The sequence below is a fragment of the Leisingera sp. genome (assembly GCF_982940295.1).
Map to the genome: position 1 here is coordinate 1 of NZ_CEYXRG010000035.1, position 22677 is coordinate 22677.

Here is a 22677-nt window from a genome sequence, read left to right on the forward strand (position 1 = left end):
GAGCCGGTGAAGGTGATCGCGCCGATGAAGATGCCGAGGAAGAGTTCCACGCGCAGGAAAGCGATCTCTGCCGGGGTTTTCTTGGCAATCAGCTTGGCGAAGGTGCCGAGGTCCTCGGTGCTGCCCGCAGCCACGGCCGCTGCCACATTTCCGATCTCGAAATGGGCGATGAAGCCGACAAACACCGCGGCCAGGCCGACCAGCGAGTGCATCGCGGCCACCAGCTGCGGCATCTCGGTCATCTGCACCCGCTTGGCGACATAGGTGCCGATGATGCCGCCGCCCGCGATCAGCAGGATCGACAAGAGCCACAGGCCCGAACCAGGGCCGATCAGGGTGGCAAACACCGCCAGCCCCATGCCGGCAATGCCGTACCAGACCGCGCGCTTGGCGCTTTCCTGGTTGGAAAGCCCGCCCAGCGACAGGATGAAAAGAACAGCCGCAACGACATAGGCGGCGGTGGTGAAACCGTAATCCATGTGCCCGGCCTCCTTAAGATTTCTGGAACATGGCGAGCATGCGCCGGGTGACGAGGAAGCCGCCGAAGATGTTGATCCCGGCCATGAACACCGAAAGCGCCGCCAGCAGGATCACCAGGAAGCTGCCCGATCCGATCTGCATCAAGGCGCCGAGGATGATGATCGAGGAGATCGCGTTGGTGACCGCCATCAGCGGCGTGTGCAAGCTGTGCGCGACGCCCCAGATCACCTGGAAGCCCACGAAACAGGCCAGCGCAAAGACGATGAAATGCTGCATGAAGCTGACCGGCGCAAACAGCCCGACCAGCAGCAAGAGCGCACCGCCGCCCGCCAGCATCGTGACCTGGCTCTTGGTCTGCGCCTTGAAGGCCTCGATTTCCTTGGCGCGTTTTTCCTCCGGCGTCAGCTCCGGCACGGTTTCCTTGGGCTTGGCCGCAATCGCCTGCACCTTGGGCGGCGGCGGCGGAAAGGTGATCTCGCCCTCAAACGCCACGGTGGCGCCGCGGATCACGTCGTCCTCCATGTTGTGGTTGACCTGGCCATCCTTTTCCGGCGTCAGGTCAGCCATCATGTGGCGGATGTTGGTGGCGTAGAGGCTGGACGACTGCGCCGCCATCCGGCTGGGGAAATCGGTGTAGCCGATAATGGTGACGCCGTTGTCCGTGACGACTTTCTCGTCCTTTACGGTGCCTTCCACGTTGCCGCCGCGCTCTGCCGCCAGGTCGACGATCACCGAACCCGGCTTCATCGCCGCCACCATGTCGGCCAGCCACAGCTTGGGCGCCTCGCGGTTGGGGATCAGCGCGGTGGTGATGACGATGTCCACCTCCGGCGCCAGCTCGCGGAACTTGGCGAGCTGCGCTTCGCGGAACTCGGGGCTGGAGACAGCCGCATAGCCGCCGGTGGCGGCACCGTCCTGCTGCTCCTCCTCGAAGTCGAGATAGACGAACTCGGCGCCCATGGATTCGACCTGCTCGGCCACTTCGGGGCGCACATCGAAGGCATAGGTGACGGCGCCCAGGCTGGTCGAGGTGCCAATCGCCGCCAGGCCCGCAACACCGGCGCCGACCACCAGCACCTTGGCCGGCGGCACCTTGCCCGCGGCGGTGATCTGGCCGGTGAAGAAGCGGCCGAAGTTGTTGCCCGCCTCAATGACCGCGCGGTAGCCCGCGATATTGGCCATGGAGCTGAGCGCGTCCATCTTCTGGGCGCGGGAGATCCGCGGCACCATTTCCATGGCGATCACATTGGCGCCCTTGGCCTTGGCGAGCTCCATGCCCTCTTCGTTTGCGGCCGGATTGAAGAAGGAAATCAGCGTCTTGCCCTTGGTCAGCCGCTTCAGCTCGGTGGCGTCGGGCTGGCGCACCTTGGCGACGATATCGGACGCCTTCCACAGCGCCGCCGGTGTCTTGATGATCTCGACCCCGGCCGCTTCATAGGCGGCATCGGAAAACCCCGCCGCCGCCCCGGCCCCGGCCTCGATCGCGCACTCATACCCCAACTTCTGCAGCTGACGCGCAGAGTCCGGCGTCATCGCTACGCGCGACTCTCCAGCCGCCAATTCCCTTGGCGTTCCAATAAGCACTCTGATGTCCTCCCTTTGCGCTGGCACCGCCTAAGAGACGGGCCGCGTCGATTGAGAGAAAGTATTCGAGTGTTTTACTTAGTAGTCAATATTTTTATCAGGCTATATTTTTAGCAGTTTAAAAACAGCCTTTTAGATAGGCGATTTCAGTCTATGCAGAATTTTTTTTGACTTACAGATAAAAAAATATTTGACAGCCGCGGCCCTCCTTCACAGTCTGAGGAGGACAGGGAGGAATCCATGAACACCCAATTGCTCAGCACAGGCACTGCCTGGGCGGAGGCCGGTGATCTGCGCGCTCTGATGCAGCGCGCCGCCGGGATCCGCGACGCCCACTGGGGCCGCACGGTCACCTATTCGCGCAAGGCCTTCGTGCCCTTGACCAACATGTGCCGCGACACCTGCGGCTACTGCACCTTCGTCAAGCATCCGGATTCGCCGGAAGCCAATATCATGACGCCGGAGCAGGTGCTGGCCACGGCACAGAAGGGCGAGCGCGAGGGCTGCAAGGAGCTGCTTTTCAGCCTCGGCGAGAAGCCGGAACTGCGTTACGAGAAAGCCCGCAAGGGTCTGGAACGGCTCGGCTATTCCCGCCTGACAGATTATCTGCGCGACATGTGCGAGCTGGTGCTGAGAGAGACCAGCCTGCTGCCGCATGTGAACGCGGGCACCCTTACCGATGACGAGATCGACGTGCTGCGGCCGGTTTCCGCGTCGATGGGGATGATGCTGGAAACCGTCAGCCGCCGCCTGACCCGCAATGGCCAGCCGCATTATGCCTGCCCCGACAAGGTGCCGGTGCAGCGGCTGCGCACGCTGGAACGCGCGGGCCAGAAACAGGTGCCCTTTACCACCGGACTGCTGATCGGCATCGGCGAAACATTTGCCGAGCGCATCGAGGCGCTGCACGCGATCAACGACGCCCACGCCCGCCACGGCCATATCCAGGAAGTCATCATCCAGAACTTCCAGCGCAAGCCCGACATTGAGATGGCAAACCACCCGGAACCGGCGCTGGAGGATATGCTGCGCACCATCGCCGCCGCCCGCATCATCCTGGCGCCGGAGATCAGCTTGCAGGCGCCGCCGAACCTCAGCGCCCGCCACATCGCCTATCTGGAGGCGGGCATCAACGACTGGGGCGGCATCTCGCCCGTGACCATCGACTTCATCAACCCGCAGCACGAATGGCCGGAGATCCGGGCGCTGGCAAGCTCCTGCAACGGGGCCGGTTTTAACCTGCGCGAGCGGCTCACCGTCTATCCCCGCTACCTGACCGGGGACAGCGGCTTCATCAACCCCGGCGTGCTGGCCCGTGCGGCCGGCATGGCCCAGGAAAACGGCCTCGCCCGCGACCAGCGCCACATCGGAGAAACAGCATGACCCTTCAGCACCCCGCCGAGAATTTCACCACGGTCCCGGCTGCCGTCGGCGCCGCCTCCGCCCCGGTCCGCGCCATCCTGGAGATGGCGCTGGAGGGCGGCGAGGTGTCCGAGGCCGAGGGCGTCGAGCTGTTCCGCGCAACCGGCACGGATGCCGAAGCGGTCTATGCCGTGGCCGACGAGCTTCGCCGCCGCGCCAATGGCGACCGGGTTTCCTTCGTGGTGAACCGCAACATCAACTTCACCAACATCTGCTATATGGGCTGCCGGTTCTGCGGTTTTGCCAAGCGCAGCGAGGACAAGGACGCCGAGTGGCTGGAGCCTGAACAGATCGTCGAGCGCGCGCAGCAGGCCTGGGACCGCGGCGCGACCGAGGTCTGCATCCAAGGCGGGCTGCACCCCAAGATGGAAGGCACCTATTACCGGGACATCGTGCGCGCTATCAAGGCGGCGCTGCCGGACATGCACATCCACGCCTTCTCGCCCTTCGAGATCTGGTATGGCGCCTCCAAGACCAAGATGTCCTACCACGACTTTCTGGCGGATCTGAAGGAGGCGGGCCTCGGCTCGATGCCCGGCACCGCGGCGGAGATCCTGGATACCGAAGTGCGGATGCAGCTGACCAAGAACAAGCTGAGCGCCGAGAAATGGGTGGAGATCATCCGCGCCGCGCATGAGGTTGGCATCCCGACGACCGCCACCATCATGTACGGCCATATCGACGGGCCCGAGCATTGGGCTGCGCATATCCGCCTGCTGCGCGACATCCAGAAGGACACCGGCGGCTTTACCGAGCTGGTGCCGCTGTCCTTTGTGCATACGGAATCGCCCCTGTGGGCGCAGAACCCGGACAAGGTGCGCCCCGGTCCCACCGCGCTGGAGGTGGACCTGATGCACGCGGTGTCGCGCATTATGCTGCACGGCTGGATCGACAACATCCAGGTGAGCTGGACCAAGCTGGGCGCGGCCCGGGCACAGCAGATGCTGTCGCGCGGGGTGAATGACCTCGGCGGCACGCTGATGAACGAAAGCATATCGCGCGCGGCAGGCTCCGCCCACGGGCAGGAGATCACTGCGCGCGAGCTGGCGCAGATCATCCGCGCCGCGGGCCGGGTGCCGGTGCGGCGCAACACCATCTACGAGATCCGCGAGGTCTATGACCGCCACGACCCGGAGGAACTGGCACCGCTGGTCGACCGCAAGGGCCGCGACCCGCTGGCGTTTCTGGAAATGTTCCCCGAACGCGGACCCAAGCTGGAGGCAGCGGAATGAGCAGCGCGCAAAAGCATAAGGTCACCCTGCTGGCCGGCGGCGTCGGCGGGGCCAAGATGGCCGAGGGCCTGGCGGCATTGACGGACGTGGAACTGTCGATCATCGGCAACGTGGCGGATGACGATGACTTCCACGGGCTTTGGGTGTCGCCCGATATCGACACGCTGACCTACAGCCTCGCCGACGTGATCGACCGCAACCAGGGCTGGGGCGTGGCGGATGAGGGCCACCGGGCGCTCGCGACGCTGAACAAGCTGGGCGCGGACACCTGGATGTCGCTGGGCGACCGCGACTTTGGCCTGCATATCTACCGCACCATGCGCCGCCTGCGCGGCGACCGGCCCAGCGAGATCGCCCGCGATGTGGCGCGCACCTTCGGGGTGCAGGCGGAGATCCTGCTGCCGACAGATAATAAGGTGCAAACACGGGTGCGCACCGATGCGGGCTGGCTGAGCTTCCAGGAATATTTCGTGCGCGAACGCTGCGCGCCGGAGGTGCGGGCGCTTGAATTCGACGGGCTGGAACAGGCCCGTCCCGCACCAGAGGCGCTGGCGGCGATCCGACAGGCGGATCTGATCGTGATTGCGCCCTCCAACCCGCTGGTCAGCATTGCCCCCATTCTGGGCGTGCCGGGCATCACCGCAGCGCTGCGGGCGGCGCGCGCGCGGAAGATTGCTGTCAGCCCCTTCATTGCAGGCAAGGTGGTCAAGGGCCCGGCCGACCGGATGATGGCGGCGCTGGGGGAACGAGCCGATGCCGCCGGCGTGGCCGCACGCTACCGCGGGCTGGCGGACACACTGGTGATCGACCACGCCGATGCCGGGCTGGCAGGCGAAATCCGTGCAATCGGTCTGGCGCCGGTTTGCAGCGAAATCCTGATGAAAGACCAGGACGACAAGGCACGGCTGGCGCGCGAGGTGGTGGAACTGGCCCCCGCCCCCGCTGGCCGGGAGAGCGCGGCATGAGCGCGGCAGCAAACTCCGGCAGGCGGCTGGCGGTGATCCCGATGAAGGACCCGTCCAGGGCAAAAACCCGGCTGGCCACCGCGCTTGCGCCGCAGGAACGCGAAGCGCTGGCCCGCGGCCTGTTCCGCTCCACCATTGCGCGGCTGCAAGAGGCTGTTGCCATGCTGCCCGAAGGGGCCGCCGATATTGCCGTGGTGTCCAACAGCCCGGTGATTGCGCGCATCGCGCGGCAGGCCGGTCTGATCTGTATCGACGACAAGGACCCCGGCACGCTGTCACTGGCGGTGGAGGCGGCTGCGGATTGGGCCGCTGCCCAAGGGTATGAGGCGCTCTGCGTTCTGCCGGGTGATCTTGCCGACCCGTCCCCGGACGACCTGGCGCAGCTCCTGGCCTTTCCGCTGGACGGTAACAGCACGGTGCTGTGCCCGGCCACCGACCTCGGCACCAACGCGCTTCTGGTGCCGCTGCCCTGCCCGTTTGCCTTTGCCTACGGGCAGAAATCGCTGATCGCCCACCGGCAAGCGGCAGAGACCGCGGGCCTGTGCCCGGTGGTGCTGCCGCTGGACAGCCTGCGTGTCGATGTCGACACGGCCGAGGACCTCAGCTGCCTGCTGGCGCAGGACCCGCAGGCGCTGATGCGGGAGGGCGTGCGATGAGCCTGTCCGTCTCCCTCACCGCCGTGCCCGGCGTGCCGGATATCAGGAACGGCGACGATCTGGGGGCGATCCTCGGCGATTGCCTGGAGCAGGCCGGGCTCGGCCTGCAGGACGGCGATATTCTGTGCATTGCGCAGAAGGTGTTCTCCAAAGCCGAGGACTGCATCATTCCGCTAGCCTCAGTCACGCCTTCGGCAGAGGCCATCAAATACGGCGAAGAGCTGAACAAGGACCCGCGCAAGGTGGAGATCGTCCTGCGCGAAAGCACCCGCGTTGTCCGCGCGTTCCGGCGCCCGGACCAGAACACCGGCACGATGATTTGCGAGCACCGGCTCGGCTTCATCTCCGCCAACGCCGCGGTGGATGAATCGAACTTCGGCGAAGAAGACGCGGCAATGGTGCTACCGCGCGATCCCGACGCCAGCTGCGAGCGTTTGCGCGCGGCTCTGGTCGCCCGCTTCGGCGCGCAGATCGGCGTGGTGATGACCGACACCTTCGGCCGCCCCTGGCGGCTGGGCCAGATCAACGTAGCCATCGGCCTCAGCAAGGTCCCGGCCACCATCCAGGAGCAGGGCAACCTGGACGCCTGGGGACGGCCGCTGCAGGTGACCGAACCGGCGCTGGCCGATGAAATCTCTGCCGCCACCGGGCTGGTGGTGCGCAAGAACGGAAAAACACCGGCGGTGCTGCTGCGCGGGCTCGACTGGCAGCCCGCCGACAGCCGCGGCGCCGACATACTCAGGAAAAAACAGGAGGATATGTTCAGATGAAGATCGCAATCATTGGCGGCACCGGGCCGCAGGGCCAGGGGCTGGCGCTGCGCTTTGCCCGCGCAGGGATCGCCGTGGCACTGGGCTCGCGCGATGGCGAGCGCAGCGCCGGCATCGCGGCGGAACTGATGGCAAAGCTGCCGGAGGGCGCTGCGCCGATCGAAGGGCTGGACAATGCAGGCGCCACCGCGGCGGCGGACGAAATGGTCATCCTCGCGGTGCCGTTTTCGGCCCATAACGCCACGCTGGAGGCGCTGAAGCCGGGCCTGGCGGGCAAGATCCTGGTCGACATCGTGGTGCCGCTGAAGGAAGGCGATCCCAAGAAGGTGGAGATGCCGCCCGAAGGCTCCGCCACCGAGGCCGCGCAGGCGCTTCTGGGTGACGACATTCCGGTGATCGGCGCGCTGCACAACGTGTCGGCCACCACGCTCAACAACCTCGACTGGCCGATCAACTGCGACATCCTGGTCTGCGGCAACAGCCTGCCCGCCCGCAAGAAGGTGATCGAGCTGGTCGGAGCGCTGGATGTCCAGGCCTACAACGCCGGCGACGCCGAGGCCGCCCGCTGCATCGAGGCGATCACCCCGATCCTGATCCGCCAAAACATTTCCAAGGCGGTGCCCTTCACCCATGCGGGCATCCGCATCTGGGCCCCCGAACACTAAGATTCCAACAGGGAGAAAACACACATGGAATTCGGTATTTGCTTCAAGGGCTTCGTTGAGCCCGAACGCGCCCGCGCGCTGGTCCGCCAGGCGGAAAACGCAGGTTTCACCTACTGCTGGTTCTACGACAGCCACATCCTGTGGCGCGAAAGCTTCGTCGCCATGGCGATGTGCATGGAGCACACCAAGAAAATGCGCTTTGGCCCGTTGGTGACCAACCCGAACTCGCGCGAGTGGTCGGTTGCGGCCTCGCTGTTCGGCTCGCTGGCAAAACAGTCCGGCGGCCGCTTCGACATCGGCCTCGGCCGCGGCGACAGCGCCGTGCGCGTGATGGGCAAGAAGCCCTCGACCATCAAGCGGATGGAAGAATTCACCCATGTGGTGAAGTCGCTGATCCGCGGCGAGGAAGTGCAATACGGCGAGTGCCCCGAGCCGGTTAAGTTCCCCTGGGCGCAGGGCTACGAACTGCCGGTCTGGATCGGCGCCTACGGTCCCAAGGCCCTGGCCTCGGCCGGCAAGGTCGGCGATGGTGTCGTCCTTCAGATTGCCGAACCCAAGATCATCAAATGGCTGGCGGATCAGGCCAAGGCCGGCGGTGAAGCCGAAGGCCGCGACATGTCGAACTACCGCGTGATGGCCGCCGCTCCGGCGCATACCGGCCCGATCGAGGAAGGCATCGAGAAGACCAAGTGGTTCCCCGCCATGGTCGGCAACCACGTCGCTGATATCGTGGAGAAATACGGCACCGACGGCGATCACGTCCCCACCAGCCTGACCGACTACATCAAGAACCGCAAGGGCTACGACTACTCCAAGCACGGCCAGAGCGATAACCCGTACTTGGACTTCATCACCGAAGACATCGTCAAGAGCTTCTGCGTGCTGGGCACCCCGGACGAGCATATCGCCAAGATCCGCGATCTCGAAGCGGCCGGCACCACCCAGTTCAACATCTACCTCGACAGCGGCGACGAAGAGAAGATCATCGCCGACTACGCCGAGAAGATCATCCCGGCGTTCCGCTGAACTGCACCGGGCCCCGGCCCGGAAACGGCACCGTCCGGACAAATCTCCCCGCGGACGGTACCTATTGGCGGGCGGCTCTTGCTGCCCGCTCCTTTTGCTCCCGGCGCGGTTCTGCCGCACCAGCACATTGATTTGAACCGGCCAACTGCGCGCGACCGCTGGCAACAGGCTTTGACTTGTGCCAATAGGACGCCAGATAGACATTGTTATAAGTGGCGGAATTTACATGGCGCGCATGGCAGCTGAAAAGCCGAAGACCCGGATTCAGCGGAAGAAGACCGAACAGATCCTGGCATCCGCGCTTGAGGTCTTTGCCCAGCACGGATCCTCCGGCGCGTCGATCAACCTGATTGCCAAGAACGCAGGGCTGACCACGCCCAACCTGCTCTATTACTTCGAAAGCAAGGATGCGATCCGGCAGGAGCTGCTGGCCCGCACCCTGCAGCTGTGGATGGCGCCCCTGAACATGCTGAGCCCGCATGGCGACCCGATTGACGAAATCTGCCAGTACATCCGCCGTAAGCTGGAAATCTCGCGGAATTTCCCCAAGGAAAGCAAGTTCTTCGCCAACGAGGTCCTGAGCGGCCTGCCGCAGTCGCGCAGCGAGATCTTCGGCCCGCTGAAAGAGCTCTACAACACCAAGATCACGGTGCTGGAGGACTGGATGCGCGACGGCCGGATTGCGACCGTCGATCCGCATCATCTGCTGTATTCGATCTGGGCCACTACCCAGCATTACGCCGATTTCGACGTGCAGATTGAGGAAATCGCGCCCGCCAAGGCACAGGACCGCTATGCCGAGGCTGAGGTGTTCCTGCTGGAAATGTACCAGAAGCTGCTGGCGGTCGAGGCGGACTGACGGCCGCTGGCCGCCCCGGCGGTCACGGGATCCGCGCCCGGTCGATGAATTTGCGCAGCGCAAAGCGGGACCGCACCACCCGGATTCCTGAAATGCGCAGCAGCTTGGTTTGCAGGAAGGCCTCGAATTCCTCCAGGCTTTCGACCACGATTTCCAGCAGGAAATCCTGCGCGCCGGTCATCAGCGTTCCGGTCACCACTTCCTCGAACCGTGCAATCTTCTTCTGGAAGCTGGCGATCTCGTCCGCGTCCTGGCGTTCCAGCTCCACCGAGACAAAGGCAGTGATGCCAAACCCCGCGACCTTGCGGTCGATACGGGCGTTGTAGCCGGAAATCAGGCCGCTTTCCTCCAGCCGCTGCAGGCGCCGTTTGCAGGGCGTCTGGGAAAGACCGACTCGAGCCGCCAGCTGCACCAAGGGAATCCGCCCGTCGTCACGCAGCACGCGAAGTATCTCCCGATCAACCGAATCTGTAGCGAAAACCACCATAAATTTTGCGTTTCCGAGTGTATTTCCTCTGATTTTCGCACCACTACCCCCATATTCGTTATTTTTCAACCATGCGGTTTTGCTAAGCTGGGGAGACAGGCGTTGCGCCGCGCGCGTTTTTCCGCGCGCGCCCGAAGGCGCTCAGAACAAAGAGGTACTGCATGAGTGATGATTTTCCGCCGCTATCGCTGAACGTGCCGGAACCGGGCTGCCGTCCGGGCGACACGCCTGATTTCTCGGACTTCGAGATCCCGCGCGCCGGGGCCGTCAAACGCCCGCCGGTTGATGTGGATCCGGATTCAATCCGCGACATGGCGTTTTCCATCGTCCGGGTGCTGAACAAGGAAGGCGAGGCGGTGGGCGACTGGGCTGGCGAGCTCAGCCCGGAGGAGCTGCGCGAGGGCCTGCGGCACATGCTGACCCTACGCACGTTTGACGCGCGGATGCTGAATGCGCAGCGCCAGGGCAAGACCAGTTTCTACATGCAGCACTTGGGCGAGGAGGCAGTGTCCTGCGCCTTTTCCCGCGCGCTGCGGCCGGGCGACATGAACTTTCCAACCTACCGTCAGGCCGGGCTGCTGATCGCGGGCGGCTATCCGATGCTGACCATGATGAACCAGATCTATTCCAACGCCGACGACCCGCTGCACGGGCGTCAGCTGCCGATCATGTATTCCTCCAAGGAACACGGGTTCTTCTCGATTTCCGGCAACCTCGGCACCCAGTTCGTGCAGTCGGTCGGCTGGGCGATGGCGTCGGCGATTTCGGGCGACACCAAGATCGCCACGGGCTGGATCGGCGACGGCTCCACGGCGGAGAGCGATTTTCACTCCGCCATGGTCTTTGCCTCGACCTATGACGCGCCGGTGGTCTTGAATATCGTCAACAACCAGTGGGCCATCTCCACCTTCCAGGGCATCGCCCGCGGCGAAGTCGGCACCTTTGCGGCGCGCGGCCACGGCTTTGGCATCGCCTCGATTCGGGTGGACGGCAACGATTACCTTGCCGTGCACGCGGTGGCGAAATGGGCCTGCGAACGGGCGCGTCTGGGACATGGTCCGACCTTGATCGAACACGTCACCTACCGCGCGGGTGGCCATTCCACCAGTGACGACCCCTCCGCCTACCGTTCCAAGAGCGAGGCCGCCGCCTGGCCCCTGGGCGACCCGATCGAGCGGCTTAAGAAGCATCTCATCACCATCGGCGAATGGAGCGACGCGCGCCACAAACAGGCCGAAGCAGAAATTCTGGATGAGGTCATCGCCACCCAAAAGCAGGCCGAGGCGATCGGCACATTGGGCGGCGGCAAAACCCCCAGCCCGCGCGACATGTTTGAAGGCGTTTATGAAACGATGCCGCCGCATCTGATCCGGCAGCGCCAGGAGGCGGGGTACTGAGATGGCCAGCATGACCATGATCGAGGCCATCCGCGAGGCCCATGATATCGCAATGGCGGCAGATGACCGCGTCGTCGTCTTCGGCGAGGATGTGGGATTTTTCGGCGGGGTCTTCCGCTGCACCGCGGGATTGCAGGAGAAGTACGGCAAGTCCCGCTGCTTTGACGCGCCGATCAATGAATCCGGCATCGCCGGCACCGCCATCGGTATGGCGGCTTACGGGCTGAAGCCGGTGATCGAGATCCAGTTCGCCGATTACGTCTACCCGGCCTATGACCAGATCGTCTCGGAAGCAGCGCGGCTGCGGCACCGCTCCAACGCCGACTTCACCTGCCCGCTGGTGATCCGCATGCCCACCGGCGGCGGCATCTTCGGCGGCCAGACCCACAGCCAGAGCCCGGAGGCGCTGTTCACGCATGTGTCCGGGTTGAAGGTGGTGGTGCCCTCCAACCCGCGCGACGCCAAGGGGCTGCTGCTGGCCGCCATCGAGGACCCGGATCCGGTGATCTTCCTGGAGCCCAAGCGGCTTTATAACGGCCCCTTCGACGGCTACCACGACCGCCCGGTCACCAGCTGGAAAAACCACCCCAAGGGCGAGGTTCCGGAGGGCGCGGAGATCGTGCCGCTGGGCAAGGCCAGCATCACCCGCGAGGGCGCGGATGTCACCGTTCTGGCCTATGGCACCATGGTCTATGTGGCCGAGGCCGCGGCTGAGGCGACCGGCGTCGACGCCGAGGTGATCGACCTGCGCACGCTGCTGCCGCTGGATCTCGAGACAATCCAGGCTTCGGTGGAAAAGACCGGCCGCTGCGTGATCGTGCATGAGGCGACGCGCACTTCCGGCTTCGGTGCCGAACTGATGAGCCTGGTGCAGGAGAACTGCTTCTACCACCTGGAGGCGCCGATCATCCGCGTCACCGGCTGGGACACGCCCTATCCGCATGCGCAGGAATGGGAGTATTTCCCCGGCCCCGCCCGTGTCGGCGAGGCATTGAAAAAAGTGATGGAGGGCTGAGCACATGGGTGTGTTTGCCATGCGTCTTCCCGATGTGGGGGAAGGCATCGCCGAGGCCGAACTGACCGAATGGCACGTCAAGCCCGGCGATATCGTGCGCGAGGATGATATTCTGGCGGCGGTAATGACTGACAAGGCCGCAGTCGAGGTGCCCTCAGCCGTGTCCGGCAAAGTGCTGGAGCTGGGCGGCGAGATCGGCCAGATGATGGCGATCGGCTCCGTGCTGGTCCGGATCGAGGTCGAGGGCGAGGGCAACGAAGCCCCCGGCACGGCCCAAGAGACAACCAAACCCGCAGCCACGGCACCGCAGCCTGCGCCGGGTAAAGACGCGGCCGGTGATGCGGGCGCGGAGGCGGAGGAAGCGCCGCAACCGGCTCCCGCACCAGCACCCGCTCCGGCCGCCAAGAAACCCGGCCACCGCCTGCCGCGGCCCGAAGGCAGCAAACCGCTGGCCGCGCCGTCCGTGCGGGCGCGAGCGCGCTCCGAAGGCGTCGACCTCCGCCATGTGCCGGGCACCGGTCCCGGCGGGCGCATCAGCCACGAGGATCTGGACAGCTGGATCGAATCCGGCGGCATCCGTCAGGGCAGCGTCACCCGCGGCCGCAACACCGGCGTCGAGGAACAGCGCGTCATCGGCATGCGCCGCAAGATCGCCGAGAAGATGGCCCTGTCCAAACGCCACATCCCGCATATCACCATCGTCGAAGAGGTGGAGATGGGCGCGCTGGAGGACTTGCGTGCCGCGCTCAACAAGAAGCATGAGGGCAGCCGCCCCAAGCTGACCCTCCTGCCCTTCCTGATGCGCGCCATCGTCGAGGCGGTGCGCGAACAGCCCGGGCTGAACGCACGTTACGATGACGAGGAAGGCGTGATCTACCGCCACGGCGGCGTCCATATCGGGGTCGCCACGCAAACCCCGCAAGGGCTGAACGTGCCGGTGCTGCACCACGCCGAGGCCAACAGCCTGTGGGACAACGCAGGCGAGTTGGCCCGACTGGCCGACGCCGCCCGCGATGGCTCGATCAAGCGCGAGGAGCTGACCGGCGGCACCATCACCATCACCTCGCTGGGGCCGCTTGGCGCCATTGCCACCACGCCGATCATCAACCACCCGGAGGTGGCGATTGTAGGCGTCAATAAGATGCAGATCCGCCCGGTCTGGGACGGCCAGCAATTCCGGCCGCGCAAGATGATGAACATCTCCTGCTCCTTCGATCACCGGGTGATCGACGGCTGGGACGCGGCGGTCTTTGTCCAGAAACTGAAATCCCTGCTGGAAACCCCAGCCATGCTGTTTGTCGAGGGCTGAATGACTGATCTGAAGTGCAAATTGCTGATCATCGGCGCGGGCCCCGGCGGCTATGTCTGCGCCATCCGTGCAGGCCAGCTGGGGGTCGACACCATCGTGGTGGACGAGGCCAATCCCGGCGGCACCTGCCTGAACGTGGGCTGTATCCCTTCCAAGGCGCTGATCCACGCCGCGGATGAGTTCCACAAGATGTCCCACGCGGCCGAAGGTCCGCTTGGCATCACCGCGGGCAAGCCGGAAATCGACCTGCGCCAGACGGTCGCCTGGAAGGACGGCATCGTAAAGCGGTTGACCGGCGGCGTCAGCGGCCTGATGCGCAAGGCGGGCGTGCGTGTGGTCGAGGGCCGCGCGCGGTTCCTCGACGGCAAGACCGTGGCGGTCAAACGCGGTGACGAGACCACCCAGATCCGCGCCGAACGCATCGTGATCGCCTCCGGCTCCGCCCCGGTCGAGCTGCCCTCCCTGCCCTTCGGCGGCGATATCCTGTCCTCGACCGAGGCGCTGGCGCTGCAACAGGTGCCGGAAACCCTTGCCGTGGTCGGCGCGGGCTATATCGGGCTGGAGCTGGGCACGGCCTTTGCCAAGCTGGGCACCAAGGTCACCGTGGTCGAGGCCGAAGACCGCATCCTGCCGCTGTATGACCAGGCCCTCACCCGGCCGGTTGCCAAGCGACTGGAAAAGCTGGGCATTGAAGTGATGACCGGCGCCAGGGCCGAGGCTTACGCAGATGGCGTTCTGACCACCAGCCAGGGCGAGATCCAGGCAGAGAAAGTCTTGGTCACCGTCGGCCGCCGCCCGCGGACCGAAGGCATCGGCGTTGACGAATTGGCGCTGACCCTGAACGGCCCCTACATCCGGATCGACAAGACCTGCCAGACCTCGATGCGCGGCATCTACGCCATCGGCGACATCACCGGCGAACCGATGCTGGCGCACCGCGCCATGGCGCAGGGCGAGATGGTGGCGGAACACGTCGCGGGCCACGCGGTCGAATGGGATAAGCGCGCGATTCCGGCGGTCTGCTTTACCGATCCCGAGATTGTCACCTGCGGTGCCCTGCCCGGCGAGATCGAGGGCAGCAGCAGCACGGAGTTCCCCTTTGCCGCCAATGGCCGCGCCATGACGACCGAACGCGAGGACGGCTTTATCCGCGTTGTCTGGCGCGATGCGGATCAGGCGGTGCTGGGGCTGCAGGCGGTGGGGGCCGGTGTCTCCGAACTGTCGGCGGCGTTTTCGCTCGCCATCGAGATGGGCGCCTGCCTTGAGGACATCGCGGCGACCATCCACGCCCACCCGACCCAGTCGGAGGGACTGCAGGAAGCCTGCCTGCGCGCGCTGGGTCACGCGCTGCACATCTGAGACCAGCAGGCCGCCCGTTTCTAATGCGGCTCGGGCGGCCACATAACTTGACAAAAGAACTAAGGTTATTTAAGCGTCCGGGCGCACCCTGACGGGCGCCTTTCAGCGAGACACTCCGCGCCATTTGCGCGGCACACAGTCCAGCCATCAACGGATCAACATCCCGGCGCCGCTCGTGCACGCGCCGCAGGCTGGAGTGAATTGTGAAGCTGGCTCTGTTTTTTCCAAATGCGTGCGCCCGGCTGGGTGTTTACCTGCTGCTGGCCGCAACAGTCTTCGCCCCCCCAGCCAGTGCGGCAGAACCGTTCCCGGCGGTTATCGAACACCGCTATGGCACCACGGTTGTGCCGGCCAAGCCGCAGCGCATCGTTTCGCTCAGCTACATCGGCCATGATTTCCTGCTGGCGCTGGGGGAAAAGCCCCATGCGCTGCGCAAGTGGTTCGGCGACCACCCCTACGGTGTCTGGCCTTGGGCGCAGGAAGCCCTGGGCGATGCCGAACCCATCGTGCTGCAGGGGCAGATCGACATCGAGCAGATTGCCGCACTGGAGCCGGACCTGATCACCGGCCAATGGTCCGGCATGACCGAGCGCGAATATGCGCTGCTGTCGCAGATCGCGCCCACCATCCCGCCGAAGGCCGCCCACGGCAGCTACGGCTCGCCCTGGCAGGTCATGCTGCGAACCCTGGGCACGGCAACCGGAAACGCTGTCAAGGCCGACCGGATCATCTCCCGGATCGAGGGCCGTTTTGCCGCCATCCGCGTGGCGCACCCCGAGTGGCAGGGCGCAAGCGCCGTCATGGTCTCGGCCACCCGCACCGGCGCCTATTCCGCAAATGACATCCGCGGTCAGTTCCTGGCCGCCCTGGGGTTCACCGTGCCGGAGGTGGCCAACCCGTTTGCCCCTGCGAACGGCTACTATGCCCTGCTCCCCGATGAGGATCTCTCTCCCATCGACACGGATGCCCTGATCTGGATCGACGCCGGCGGCTCCGCTGCGCGGCTCAAGCGCCTGCCGCTGCGCCACACCCTGCGCGCCTACCGCGAGGGGCGGGAGATCTATGCCGGGCGGTTGCTGTCTTCGGCGCTGTCTCACTCCAGCCCCTTGAGCCTGGACGCGGCGCTCGACCAGCTGGTGCCGCTGCTGGAGGCTGCACTGGATGGCGACCCGTCCACACCCGTGTCCAGTATGGCCGAGGCCGGTCTGCTGCCGGAGGGCTTCTGACATGTCCGTTTCATCAATCGACGTTTCCCCGATCCGCCCCGCCGCCAGCCTGCGCGGCCTGCGGCTCGGCGGGTCCCTGCTTGGGCTGGCGGTTCTGTCAGCCGCCGCGCTGCGCTTTGGCTTCCGGCCCGCCAGCTGGGACATAGTCTGGCGGGCACTGACAGCTTTTGATCCGAACGATGCCAGCCAAATCGTGATCCGCGAAATGCGCCTGCCGCGGCTGGCCGGAGCGCTGCTTGCAGGCGCGGCGCTCGGCTTGTCCGGCGCGCTGATCCAGGGCATGACCCGCAACCCCCTCGCCGATCCGGGCCTGCTGGGCATCAACGGCGGTGCCGCGCTCGGCGTGGTGATCTGTATCCTGGGCTTCGGCATCACCGATCCGGCGGCCTTTGTCTGGGTGGCGCTTGGCGGCGCGCTGGCGGCCTCAGTGCTGGTGTTCCTGCTCGGCGGCGGCAGCCGTTCCAATCCGTTGCGGCTGGTGCTGGCGGGCGCGGCTCTCAGCGCCCTGATCCTCGCTCTCACCCGGTCGCTGCTGCTGGTCAGCTCGCAAACCCTGGATGTTTACCGGTTCTGGGTTCTGGGCGGGTTTGACGGCATTCTGCCGTCCACCCTCTATATGCTGCTGCCCTTCCTGACCCTGGGCGCAGGGCTTGCCGCTGTAGCGGCCGCCGGGCTGAACGCGCTGCTGCTGGGCGAGGACACTGCCCGCGGTCTGGGTGTGCGCACCGGGCTCGCACGGGCCACGGCCGGGACTGCCATTGTGCTTCTGTGCGGCGCCACTGTGGCGATGGCCGGACCGATCGCCTTTGCCGGGCTGATCGTGCCCCATCTGGCCCGCTGGGCCGCGGGGCCGGACATGCGCTGGACGCTGGCCTTCTCCGCGGTGTTCGGGCCGCTGCTGCTGGTTGCGGCCGATCTGACCGGGCGTCTGCCGCTGTTCGGCGGCAACATGCAGGCAGGGGTGATGACCGCGCTGATCGGCGGGCCGGTGCTGATCTGGATGGTCCGCCGAAACGGAGTGCGCAGCCTATGACCTGGACACTCCGCATTGCTTCGTTGTCGGTACAGATATCACGCCGGTCGCTGCTGGCCGGGCTCTGCCTTCTAGCGTTGCTGCTGGCCGCCGCCCTGCTGGCAGTACAGACCGGCAGCTACCCTATTAGCAGCAGCCAGATGGCCTCGTTGCTGCTCGGCCAGGGCACCAACATCGAGCAGATGATCCTGCTGGATCACAGGCTGCCCCGCATCGCCGCATCGCTTGGCGCCGGCGCCGCATTCGGCCTGGCCGGAGCCATGTTCCAGACGATGATGCGCAACCCGCTCGCCTCGCCGGATGTGATCGGCTTCAACGCCGGCGCAAGCTGCGGCGCGCTGGCGGCGGTGATCCTGACCGGCGGCATGATGCTGCCGGGCGCCCTCGCCGGGGCAACACTGGCCGCGGCGCTGGTGATCCTGCTGGCATGGAAGGACGGGCTGGTGCCGGGCCGCCTGATCCTGACCGGCATCGGCGCCAGCCTGGCACTGACTGCAGCCGCCGATCTGCTGATCAGCCGCATCGACCCGCAAACCGCCGCCGACCTGCTCAGCTGGCTTACCGGTTCGCTGCACAGCCGCAGCTGGGAGGACGCTGCGAGAGTCTGGGCCGGGCTGGCGCTGCTGGCGCCTGTGCTGTGGTGGCTGCATTTCCCGCTGGCCCGGCTGGCAATGGATGACGGCATCGCAACCGGTCTGGGTCTGCCTGTCTCCCGCCTGCGGCTGGCGGTGACCGCTGCCGGAATCCTCCTGACCGCGCTTGCTGTGACCGCCGCTGGTCCCCTACCCTTTGTCGCCTTTGCGGCCGGCCCGATTGCCCGCCGCCTGATCCCCGGCGGCAAGCCCGCGCTGCTGGCCGCCGCCGCGGCCGGCGCTCTGATTACCCTGCTGGCCGACACCGCCGCCCGCCTGGTGCCGGGGGTGCAGCTGCCCGCCGGCGCGTTTACCGCACTCATTGGCGCCCCCGTACTGCTGTGGCTGCTGCTGGCGCACTTCCGGAAAGGAACCCTCTGATGCCCAAAACCGCCCGCCTGCGGGCCGAGGATCTCTCGGCCGGTTATGCCGGCACGCCCGTTCTGGACAGCCTCACGGCCGCCATTCCCGATGGCGAACTGACCGCAATTGTCGGCCCCAATGCCTGCGGCAAATCCACCCTGCTGCGAACCCTGGCCCGGCTGCAGCCGGCTGGCAGCGGCCAGGCCGTGCTGGACGGCAAGGCGATCCACCGGCAGGGCAGCCGCTCTGTCGCGCAACGCCTTGCGATCCTGCCGCAAACCCCCTCCGCACCCGATGGGCTGACCGTGCACGACCTGGTGGCCCGCGGCCGCACCCCCTACCAGTCGGCGCTGCGGCAATGGTCGCAGCAGGACGCAGAGGCGGTTGCCCGGGCGCTGGACCTCACCAATATGACCGGCAATGCTAACAAGCCGCTGGAGGCGCTGTCAGGCGGGCAGCGCCAGCGGGCCTGGATCGCCATGGCGCTGGCGCAGGAAACCGGCATTCTGCTGCTGGACGAGCCGACAACCTACCTGGACCTGCCGCATCAGATTGAACTGTTGAAGCTGGTGCAGCAGCTCAACCGCGAAACCGGGCGCACCGTGGCCATGGTGCTGCATGACATCAATCTGGCTGCCCGCTTTGCCAGCCACATGATCGCGCTCAAGGACGGGCGGGTGTTTTGCCAGGGCACTCCGTCCGAGGTGGTCACCGAAGCGGTCCTGCGCTCAGTCTTTGCGCTGCCCTGCCGGATCATCGCCGATCCGGTCCATGGCACCCCGCATGTCATTCCCGAATGAACGAGGCCGCGATGACCATCAACCCCGTCTTCCCGCTGCAGGCGAACGCCGAACTGCCTGAGCTGCCATTTGCGGCCGTCCGCCAGGCCGTCATTGCCATGGCGCAGGAACATGAGCTGCCGGTGATCGAGGACGGCGCCGCCGCCGTCACGGTGGAGATCGCAGGCTTCGGCCACTACCGCTTTGCCGCCCGGAACGGCAGCACCGCAATCAGTGTCTCGGCGGCCATGCCGGACCGGCTGCACATGCTGAAGGACGGCATCGCCGCGCATCTGGACGAAATCCAGCCTGGCACCTCCGACGCCCTCCGCTGGCCGGACGCCACCACCGCTGGCGCCCTGCCGCCCAACGTCCATTTCACCATGGTCCAGTCGGTCACCCCGGTCGGCCGCGCCTTCCTGCGGGTGCAGGTCAAATCCCCGGATCTCGCCGGTTTCCAGGACGATGCCATCCACTTCCGCCTGCTGCTTCCGCCCGCAGGCTGTACCGCGCCGGAATGGCCCCGGCTCTCGGAGACCGGTGCGACCGTCTGGCCGAAAGGGGAGACAGCGCTGCACCGCCCGGTCTACACCACCCGCCGGATCTGCCATGAGGCCGGGCTGATGGAATTCGATATCTTCCTGCACGACGGCGGCCGCGCCACCGACTGGGCGCGCCAAGCGGCCCCGGGGGACCGGCTGGCCATCGCCGGGCCTGGCGGCGGCGGCATTCCGGCAACCTCGAAAATCCTGCTATATGCCGACGAAACCGCTCTGCCCGCCGCAGCCCGCATCCTCGAGAACCTGCCGCGGGACACCAAGGGCGAAGCCGTTCTGCTCAGCACCGAAGGCAAGGACTGCGGCTATCCGGTGACCGCGCCCACGGGTGTTGCGCTGACCTGGCTGCGCCGCGATGGCGGGCATAGCCTGGCGGACCGCGCGCTGGCCGCGCGCAAACACGCGCCCGGCCACTACCTGTGGTTTGCGTGCGAAAAGGCCGAAGTGCAGCGCCTGCGCGCGGCCCTCCAGCAGAACAAACCCGCCCCCGGAACAAGCTATATCGCCGCTTATTGGAGCCAATCATGACCAAACGCGCCCAGGCGGCCCTTGCCGCAGTGTTTCTGACCGCCCCGCTGCTTGCAGCCCCGGCTGCCGCACAGGACCCGACCGCCGCACCGGTACCGCAGATTGCCGCCGAGGCCCCGGCCCCAGCGCAGCCGGAAGCCCCTGCGGTACCCGAACTTGAAGCTCCAGAGTCAGCAGCGCCCAGCCCCGACGCCGCACCTGCGACCCCGACCGGCGCTGCTACAGCCCTATCAGAACCCGCCGAAGCTGCGCCCGCGGCTGAGCCGCTGCCGACCTCTGAACCGCTCACCCGGCAGCAGGAACTGGCGCAAACCGCCCGCGAAGCCTCTGCCAAGGCGTTGGATTTCCTGCGCGACGGCGGTCCGTCAATCTGGGCGATTGCGGCGCTGTCGGTGATCACCCTGGCGCTGATCCTGTGGAAAATCTGGCGCCTGGCGCTGATCGGTGCCTGGTCGCGCGGCAAGGCAGGCCGCGCGGTAGAGGCCTATGAACGCGGCGACTCCGGCGCCGCGCTGGCAATTGTTAAAGGCCGTATCGGAATCCGCTCCAAGGTGGTGGCCACGGCCCTGACCGCCCTGTCCACCCTGCCCGAGGACCGCGCCCGCGAAGAGGCTGCCCGGGTGGCCAAGCTGCACCTTGGCAGCGCCGCCACCGGCCTCGGCGCGCTGGAGCTGATTGCCACCATCGCGCCGTTGCTGGGCCTGCTGGGCACGGTTCTGGGCATGATCGCCGCCTTTCAGGCGCTGCAGGCGGCAGGCTCGCGCGCCGATCCGGCGCTGCTGGCGGGCGGCATCTGGGAGGCGCTGCTGACCACTGCCGCAGGCATGGCTGTGGCGATCCCGGCCTCCGCCGCGCTCACCTGGTTCGAGGCGGTGATCACCCGCATCCGCCGCGACATCGAAGACAGCGCCACCCGGCTGTTCGTGGCGGCGGCTCCTGCTGAACTGAAACTGGCGGCCGAGTGACGCGATGCTGCTGGCTCCACCCTCGAAACCCCGGCGCAAGCCGAGCCTGACGCCGATGATCGACGTAGTGTTCCTGCTCTTGGTGTTCTTCATGCTGGCCTCGCGCTTTGGCATGGATGCGGTGCTGGACCTGCCGCTGGCCGGCCAGGGCGGCCCTTACACCGGCCCGCCGCGGCTGATCGGCATCGGGCCGAACAACCTCGACATCAACGGCGTGCCGGTGGCCGACAGCAACCTGGCCCAGGCGCTGGCGCCGCTGATGCAGACGCCCGGCGACATGCTGGTGCTGCGCGGACGGGACAAGGCCGATCTGCAGCGCATCACTGATGTGACCGCGCTGCTGCGGCAGGCGGGCTTCACCAATTTCGTGTTGGTGGAATGAGGAGACGCGCATGGACCTGACCGATCCCCCCCGCCGCCCGCGGGCCGAATCCATCGTACCCATGATAAACGTGGTGTTTCTGCTGCTGATCTTCTTCCTGATGACCTCCCGCCTGGCCCAGCCCGAGCCCTTCGAGGTTACCCCGCCCGAGGCCGCGCTGGACACCGAGGCCAAGGCGCAGGCCGTGCTGTACATCGATGCGGAAGGCCAAATGCACTTTGACGGCGCCGTTGGCGAGGCCGCAATCGCCCGGCTGGCCGCCGCCAGTACGGGCAGCCCCGTGGTGCAGCTGCGGGCCGACGCCCGGCTGGAGGCCGCGGCGCTGGCGCGGATCCTGCGGCAGCTGACAGCCGCCGGGCTCAGCCGGGCCGAACTTGTGGTGCGCCCGCAATGAAACGCACCGCCGAACTCACCGTATTTGCCGGGATCGCCACGCTGATCCATGTCGCGCTGTTTGCCACGGCGCCCGGCTCCGGCGCCCAGTCGAGCGGTGCGGGCGGCGATGCGCTGGTCTCGGTCCAGGCCGCTGATGCCACCATTGCCGAAATGGTGGAAGCCTGGCAGCGCCCGCCACAAACCGTGCCACAGCTGGAGACACCCCTGCCCCAACCCCTCACCATCCCTGCGGCCCCCGCGGTGCCGCGGTTCGAACTGGCCCAGGCGCCGCGAGCGGCAGCGCAAATTGCGCTGGCCCGCCCTGCCCCTGCCGAAACGCTGGAGGTAGACACCACGCCGCCCCCGCCGCCGCCGGAAGAAAAGCCGGAAACCGTAGAAAGACCTGAGCTCCAGCCGCGCCCAAGGCCCAAGCGCGCGCGCGAACCGCAGCAGGCACGCAAGGCCGAGCAGACCACGGCCAGCCGGGCCGGGCAGCGCGCCGCCGGGTCTGGCGGCGGCGCACAGGCCGGGCAGACGGGCAGCTCTGCCGCGGCCACCGCCCAGACCGGGCAGCAGGCCAAGCTGCAAGCGGTCTGGGGAGCCAAAATCCG

General features: G+C 66.4%; 24 protein-coding genes. 21 read left to right on the forward strand and 3 right to left on the reverse strand.

Features of this window, described 5'->3' with window-relative positions:
* Positions 1–479, reverse strand: a 479-nt coding sequence (locus AC4HIX_RS20210) for an NAD(P)(+) transhydrogenase (Re/Si-specific) subunit beta (protein ID WP_490400282.1), incomplete at its 3' end; no start/stop codon positions are given.
* Positions 480–492: 13 nt separating this feature from the next.
* The gene (locus AC4HIX_RS20215) at positions 493–2064 is read right to left on the reverse strand and encodes a Re/Si-specific NAD(P)(+) transhydrogenase subunit alpha (protein ID WP_490400283.1); all 1572 of its coding nucleotides are present in this window, start codon (positions 2062–2064) and stop codon (positions 493–495) included.
* Positions 2065–2304: 240 nt separating this feature from the next.
* Between AC4HIX_RS20215 and cofG the strand changes: the two genes are divergently transcribed.
* From cofG to AC4HIX_RS20255, 8 genes are all read left to right on the forward strand, one after another.
* Complete coding sequence (gene cofG, locus AC4HIX_RS20220) at positions 2305–3447, forward strand: 7,8-didemethyl-8-hydroxy-5-deazariboflavin synthase CofG (protein ID WP_475053371.1); 1143 nt, start codon at positions 2305–2307, stop codon at positions 3445–3447.
* Positions 3444–4718 (forward strand): 5-amino-6-(D-ribitylamino)uracil--L-tyrosine 4-hydroxyphenyl transferase CofH, encoded by a 1275-nt coding sequence (gene cofH / locus AC4HIX_RS20225; RefSeq protein ID WP_475053374.1) that lies wholly within the window; start codon positions 3444–3446, stop codon positions 4716–4718. Before cofG ends, cofH begins: the two co-directional genes overlap by 4 nt.
* Complete coding sequence (gene cofD, locus AC4HIX_RS20230; RefSeq protein ID WP_475053377.1) at positions 4715–5683, forward strand: 2-phospho-L-lactate transferase; 969 nt, start codon at positions 4715–4717, stop codon at positions 5681–5683. The genes cofH and cofD overlap by 4 nt, the downstream gene beginning before the upstream one ends.
* The gene (gene cofC / locus AC4HIX_RS20235) at positions 5680–6339 is read left to right on the forward strand and encodes a 2-phospho-L-lactate guanylyltransferase (protein ID WP_475053380.1); all 660 of its coding nucleotides are present in this window, start codon (positions 5680–5682) and stop codon (positions 6337–6339) included. Before cofD ends, cofC begins: the two co-directional genes overlap by 4 nt.
* Entirely contained in the window at positions 6336–7109 is a 774-nt protein-coding gene (cofE, locus tag AC4HIX_RS20240; RefSeq protein WP_475053381.1) for a coenzyme F420-0:L-glutamate ligase, read from the forward strand. The genes cofC and cofE overlap by 4 nt, the downstream gene beginning before the upstream one ends.
* Positions 7106–7774, forward strand: a complete 669-nt coding sequence (gene npdG / locus AC4HIX_RS20245; RefSeq protein WP_141889125.1) for an NADPH-dependent F420 reductase — start codon at positions 7106–7108, stop codon at positions 7772–7774. Before cofE ends, npdG begins: the two co-directional genes overlap by 4 nt.
* Positions 7775–7798: 24 nt before the next feature.
* Positions 7799–8800 (forward strand): TIGR03842 family LLM class F420-dependent oxidoreductase, encoded by a 1002-nt coding sequence (locus AC4HIX_RS20250; protein ID WP_421055019.1) that lies wholly within the window; start codon positions 7799–7801, stop codon positions 8798–8800.
* 226 nt (positions 8801–9026) lie between these two features.
* Positions 9027–9659, forward strand: a complete 633-nt coding sequence (locus AC4HIX_RS20255; RefSeq protein WP_475053383.1) for a TetR family transcriptional regulator C-terminal domain-containing protein — start codon at positions 9027–9029, stop codon at positions 9657–9659.
* Between the two features lie 22 nt (positions 9660–9681).
* Here AC4HIX_RS20255 and AC4HIX_RS20260 read toward each other — a convergent pair whose 3' ends face one another.
* Positions 9682–10146, reverse strand: coding sequence for an Lrp/AsnC family transcriptional regulator (locus tag AC4HIX_RS20260; RefSeq protein WP_475053386.1), 465 nt, complete (start codon positions 10144–10146; stop codon positions 9682–9684).
* Between the two features lie 161 nt (positions 10147–10307).
* Here AC4HIX_RS20260 and AC4HIX_RS20265 point away from each other — a divergent pair, with 161 nt between their 5' ends.
* From AC4HIX_RS20265 to AC4HIX_RS20325, 13 genes are all read left to right on the forward strand, one after another.
* Complete coding sequence (locus tag AC4HIX_RS20265) at positions 10308–11543, forward strand: 3-methyl-2-oxobutanoate dehydrogenase (2-methylpropanoyl-transferring) subunit alpha (RefSeq protein ID WP_475053389.1); 1236 nt, start codon at positions 10308–10310, stop codon at positions 11541–11543.
* Between the two features lies 1 nt (position 11544).
* Entirely contained in the window at positions 11545–12558 is a 1014-nt protein-coding gene (locus AC4HIX_RS20270) for an alpha-ketoacid dehydrogenase subunit beta (protein WP_475053391.1), read from the forward strand.
* 4 nt (positions 12559–12562) lie between these two features.
* Positions 12563–13867: a dihydrolipoamide acetyltransferase family protein gene (locus tag AC4HIX_RS20275; RefSeq protein WP_475053393.1), complete on the forward strand. Its 1305-nt coding sequence runs from the start codon at positions 12563–12565 to the stop codon at positions 13865–13867.
* Entirely contained in the window at positions 13868–15226 is a 1359-nt protein-coding gene (gene lpdA, locus AC4HIX_RS20280; RefSeq protein ID WP_475053394.1) for a dihydrolipoyl dehydrogenase, read from the forward strand.
* A gap of 203 nt (positions 15227–15429) precedes the next feature.
* Positions 15430–16452 (forward strand): ABC transporter substrate-binding protein, encoded by a 1023-nt coding sequence (locus tag AC4HIX_RS20285; RefSeq protein ID WP_475053396.1) that lies wholly within the window; start codon positions 15430–15432, stop codon positions 16450–16452.
* A 1-nt stretch (position 16453) separates the two neighbouring features.
* On the forward strand, positions 16454–17485 hold the full coding sequence (locus tag AC4HIX_RS20290) for a FecCD family ABC transporter permease (RefSeq protein WP_475053398.1): 1032 nt from the start codon (positions 16454–16456) through the stop codon (positions 17483–17485).
* The gene (locus AC4HIX_RS20295; RefSeq protein ID WP_475053401.1) at positions 17482–18498 is read left to right on the forward strand and encodes a FecCD family ABC transporter permease; all 1017 of its coding nucleotides are present in this window, start codon (positions 17482–17484) and stop codon (positions 18496–18498) included. Before AC4HIX_RS20290 ends, AC4HIX_RS20295 begins: the two co-directional genes overlap by 4 nt.
* The gene (locus AC4HIX_RS20300) at positions 18498–19280 is read left to right on the forward strand and encodes an ABC transporter ATP-binding protein (RefSeq protein ID WP_475053404.1); all 783 of its coding nucleotides are present in this window, start codon (positions 18498–18500) and stop codon (positions 19278–19280) included. Before AC4HIX_RS20295 ends, AC4HIX_RS20300 begins: the two co-directional genes overlap by 1 nt.
* Positions 19281–19291: 11 nt before the next feature.
* Entirely contained in the window at positions 19292–20344 is a 1053-nt protein-coding gene (locus tag AC4HIX_RS20305) for a siderophore-interacting protein (protein WP_475053407.1), read from the forward strand.
* Complete coding sequence (locus AC4HIX_RS20310; RefSeq protein WP_475053409.1) at positions 20341–21309, forward strand: MotA/TolQ/ExbB proton channel family protein; 969 nt, start codon at positions 20341–20343, stop codon at positions 21307–21309. The genes AC4HIX_RS20305 and AC4HIX_RS20310 overlap by 4 nt, the downstream gene beginning before the upstream one ends.
* A gap of 4 nt (positions 21310–21313) precedes the next feature.
* On the forward strand, positions 21314–21691 hold the full coding sequence (locus AC4HIX_RS20315; protein ID WP_475053411.1) for an ExbD/TolR family protein: 378 nt from the start codon (positions 21314–21316) through the stop codon (positions 21689–21691).
* Between the two features lie 10 nt (positions 21692–21701).
* Positions 21702–22085: an ExbD/TolR family protein gene (locus tag AC4HIX_RS20320; RefSeq protein ID WP_475053414.1), complete on the forward strand. Its 384-nt coding sequence runs from the start codon at positions 21702–21704 to the stop codon at positions 22083–22085.
* The coding region (locus AC4HIX_RS20325; protein ID WP_490400284.1) for an energy transducer TonB at positions 22082–22677 on the forward strand (596 nt) is incomplete at its 3' end. The genes AC4HIX_RS20320 and AC4HIX_RS20325, both read left to right, overlap by 4 nt.

Coding starts and splice junctions, on each gene's coding strand:
- AC4HIX_RS20295 (WP_475053401.1), top strand. CDS start 17,482: ATGACCTGGACACTCCGCATTGCTTCGTTGTCGGTACAGATATCACGC.
- AC4HIX_RS20270 (WP_475053391.1), top strand. CDS start 11,545: ATGGCCAGCATGACCATGATCGAGGCCATCCGCGAGGCCCATGATATC.
- AC4HIX_RS20250 (WP_421055019.1), top strand. CDS start 7,799: ATGGAATTCGGTATTTGCTTCAAGGGCTTCGTTGAGCCCGAACGCGCC.
- npdG (WP_141889125.1), top strand. CDS start 7,106: ATGAAGATCGCAATCATTGGCGGCACCGGGCCGCAGGGCCAGGGGCTG.
- AC4HIX_RS20320 (WP_475053414.1), top strand. CDS start 21,702: ATGGACCTGACCGATCCCCCCCGCCGCCCGCGGGCCGAATCCATCGTA.
- AC4HIX_RS20275 (WP_475053393.1), top strand. CDS start 12,563: ATGGGTGTGTTTGCCATGCGTCTTCCCGATGTGGGGGAAGGCATCGCC.
- cofC (WP_475053380.1), top strand. CDS start 5,680: ATGAGCGCGGCAGCAAACTCCGGCAGGCGGCTGGCGGTGATCCCGATG.
- AC4HIX_RS20300 (WP_475053404.1), top strand. CDS start 18,498: ATGCCCAAAACCGCCCGCCTGCGGGCCGAGGATCTCTCGGCCGGTTAT.
- AC4HIX_RS20260 (WP_475053386.1), bottom strand. CDS start 10,146: ATGGTGGTTTTCGCTACAGATTCGGTTGATCGGGAGATACTTCGCGTG.
- cofE (WP_475053381.1), top strand. CDS start 6,336: ATGAGCCTGTCCGTCTCCCTCACCGCCGTGCCCGGCGTGCCGGATATC.
- AC4HIX_RS20315 (WP_475053411.1), top strand. CDS start 21,314: ATGCTGCTGGCTCCACCCTCGAAACCCCGGCGCAAGCCGAGCCTGACG.
- lpdA (WP_475053394.1), top strand. CDS start 13,868: ATGACTGATCTGAAGTGCAAATTGCTGATCATCGGCGCGGGCCCCGGC.
- AC4HIX_RS20310 (WP_475053409.1), top strand. CDS start 20,341: ATGACCAAACGCGCCCAGGCGGCCCTTGCCGCAGTGTTTCTGACCGCC.
- cofH (WP_475053374.1), top strand. CDS start 3,444: ATGACCCTTCAGCACCCCGCCGAGAATTTCACCACGGTCCCGGCTGCC.
- AC4HIX_RS20290 (WP_475053398.1), top strand. CDS start 16,454: ATGTCCGTTTCATCAATCGACGTTTCCCCGATCCGCCCCGCCGCCAGC.
- cofD (WP_475053377.1), top strand. CDS start 4,715: ATGAGCAGCGCGCAAAAGCATAAGGTCACCCTGCTGGCCGGCGGCGTC.
- AC4HIX_RS20265 (WP_475053389.1), top strand. CDS start 10,308: ATGAGTGATGATTTTCCGCCGCTATCGCTGAACGTGCCGGAACCGGGC.
- AC4HIX_RS20255 (WP_475053383.1), top strand. CDS start 9,027: ATGGCGCGCATGGCAGCTGAAAAGCCGAAGACCCGGATTCAGCGGAAG.
- cofG (WP_475053371.1), top strand. CDS start 2,305: ATGAACACCCAATTGCTCAGCACAGGCACTGCCTGGGCGGAGGCCGGT.
- AC4HIX_RS20305 (WP_475053407.1), top strand. CDS start 19,292: ATGACCATCAACCCCGTCTTCCCGCTGCAGGCGAACGCCGAACTGCCT.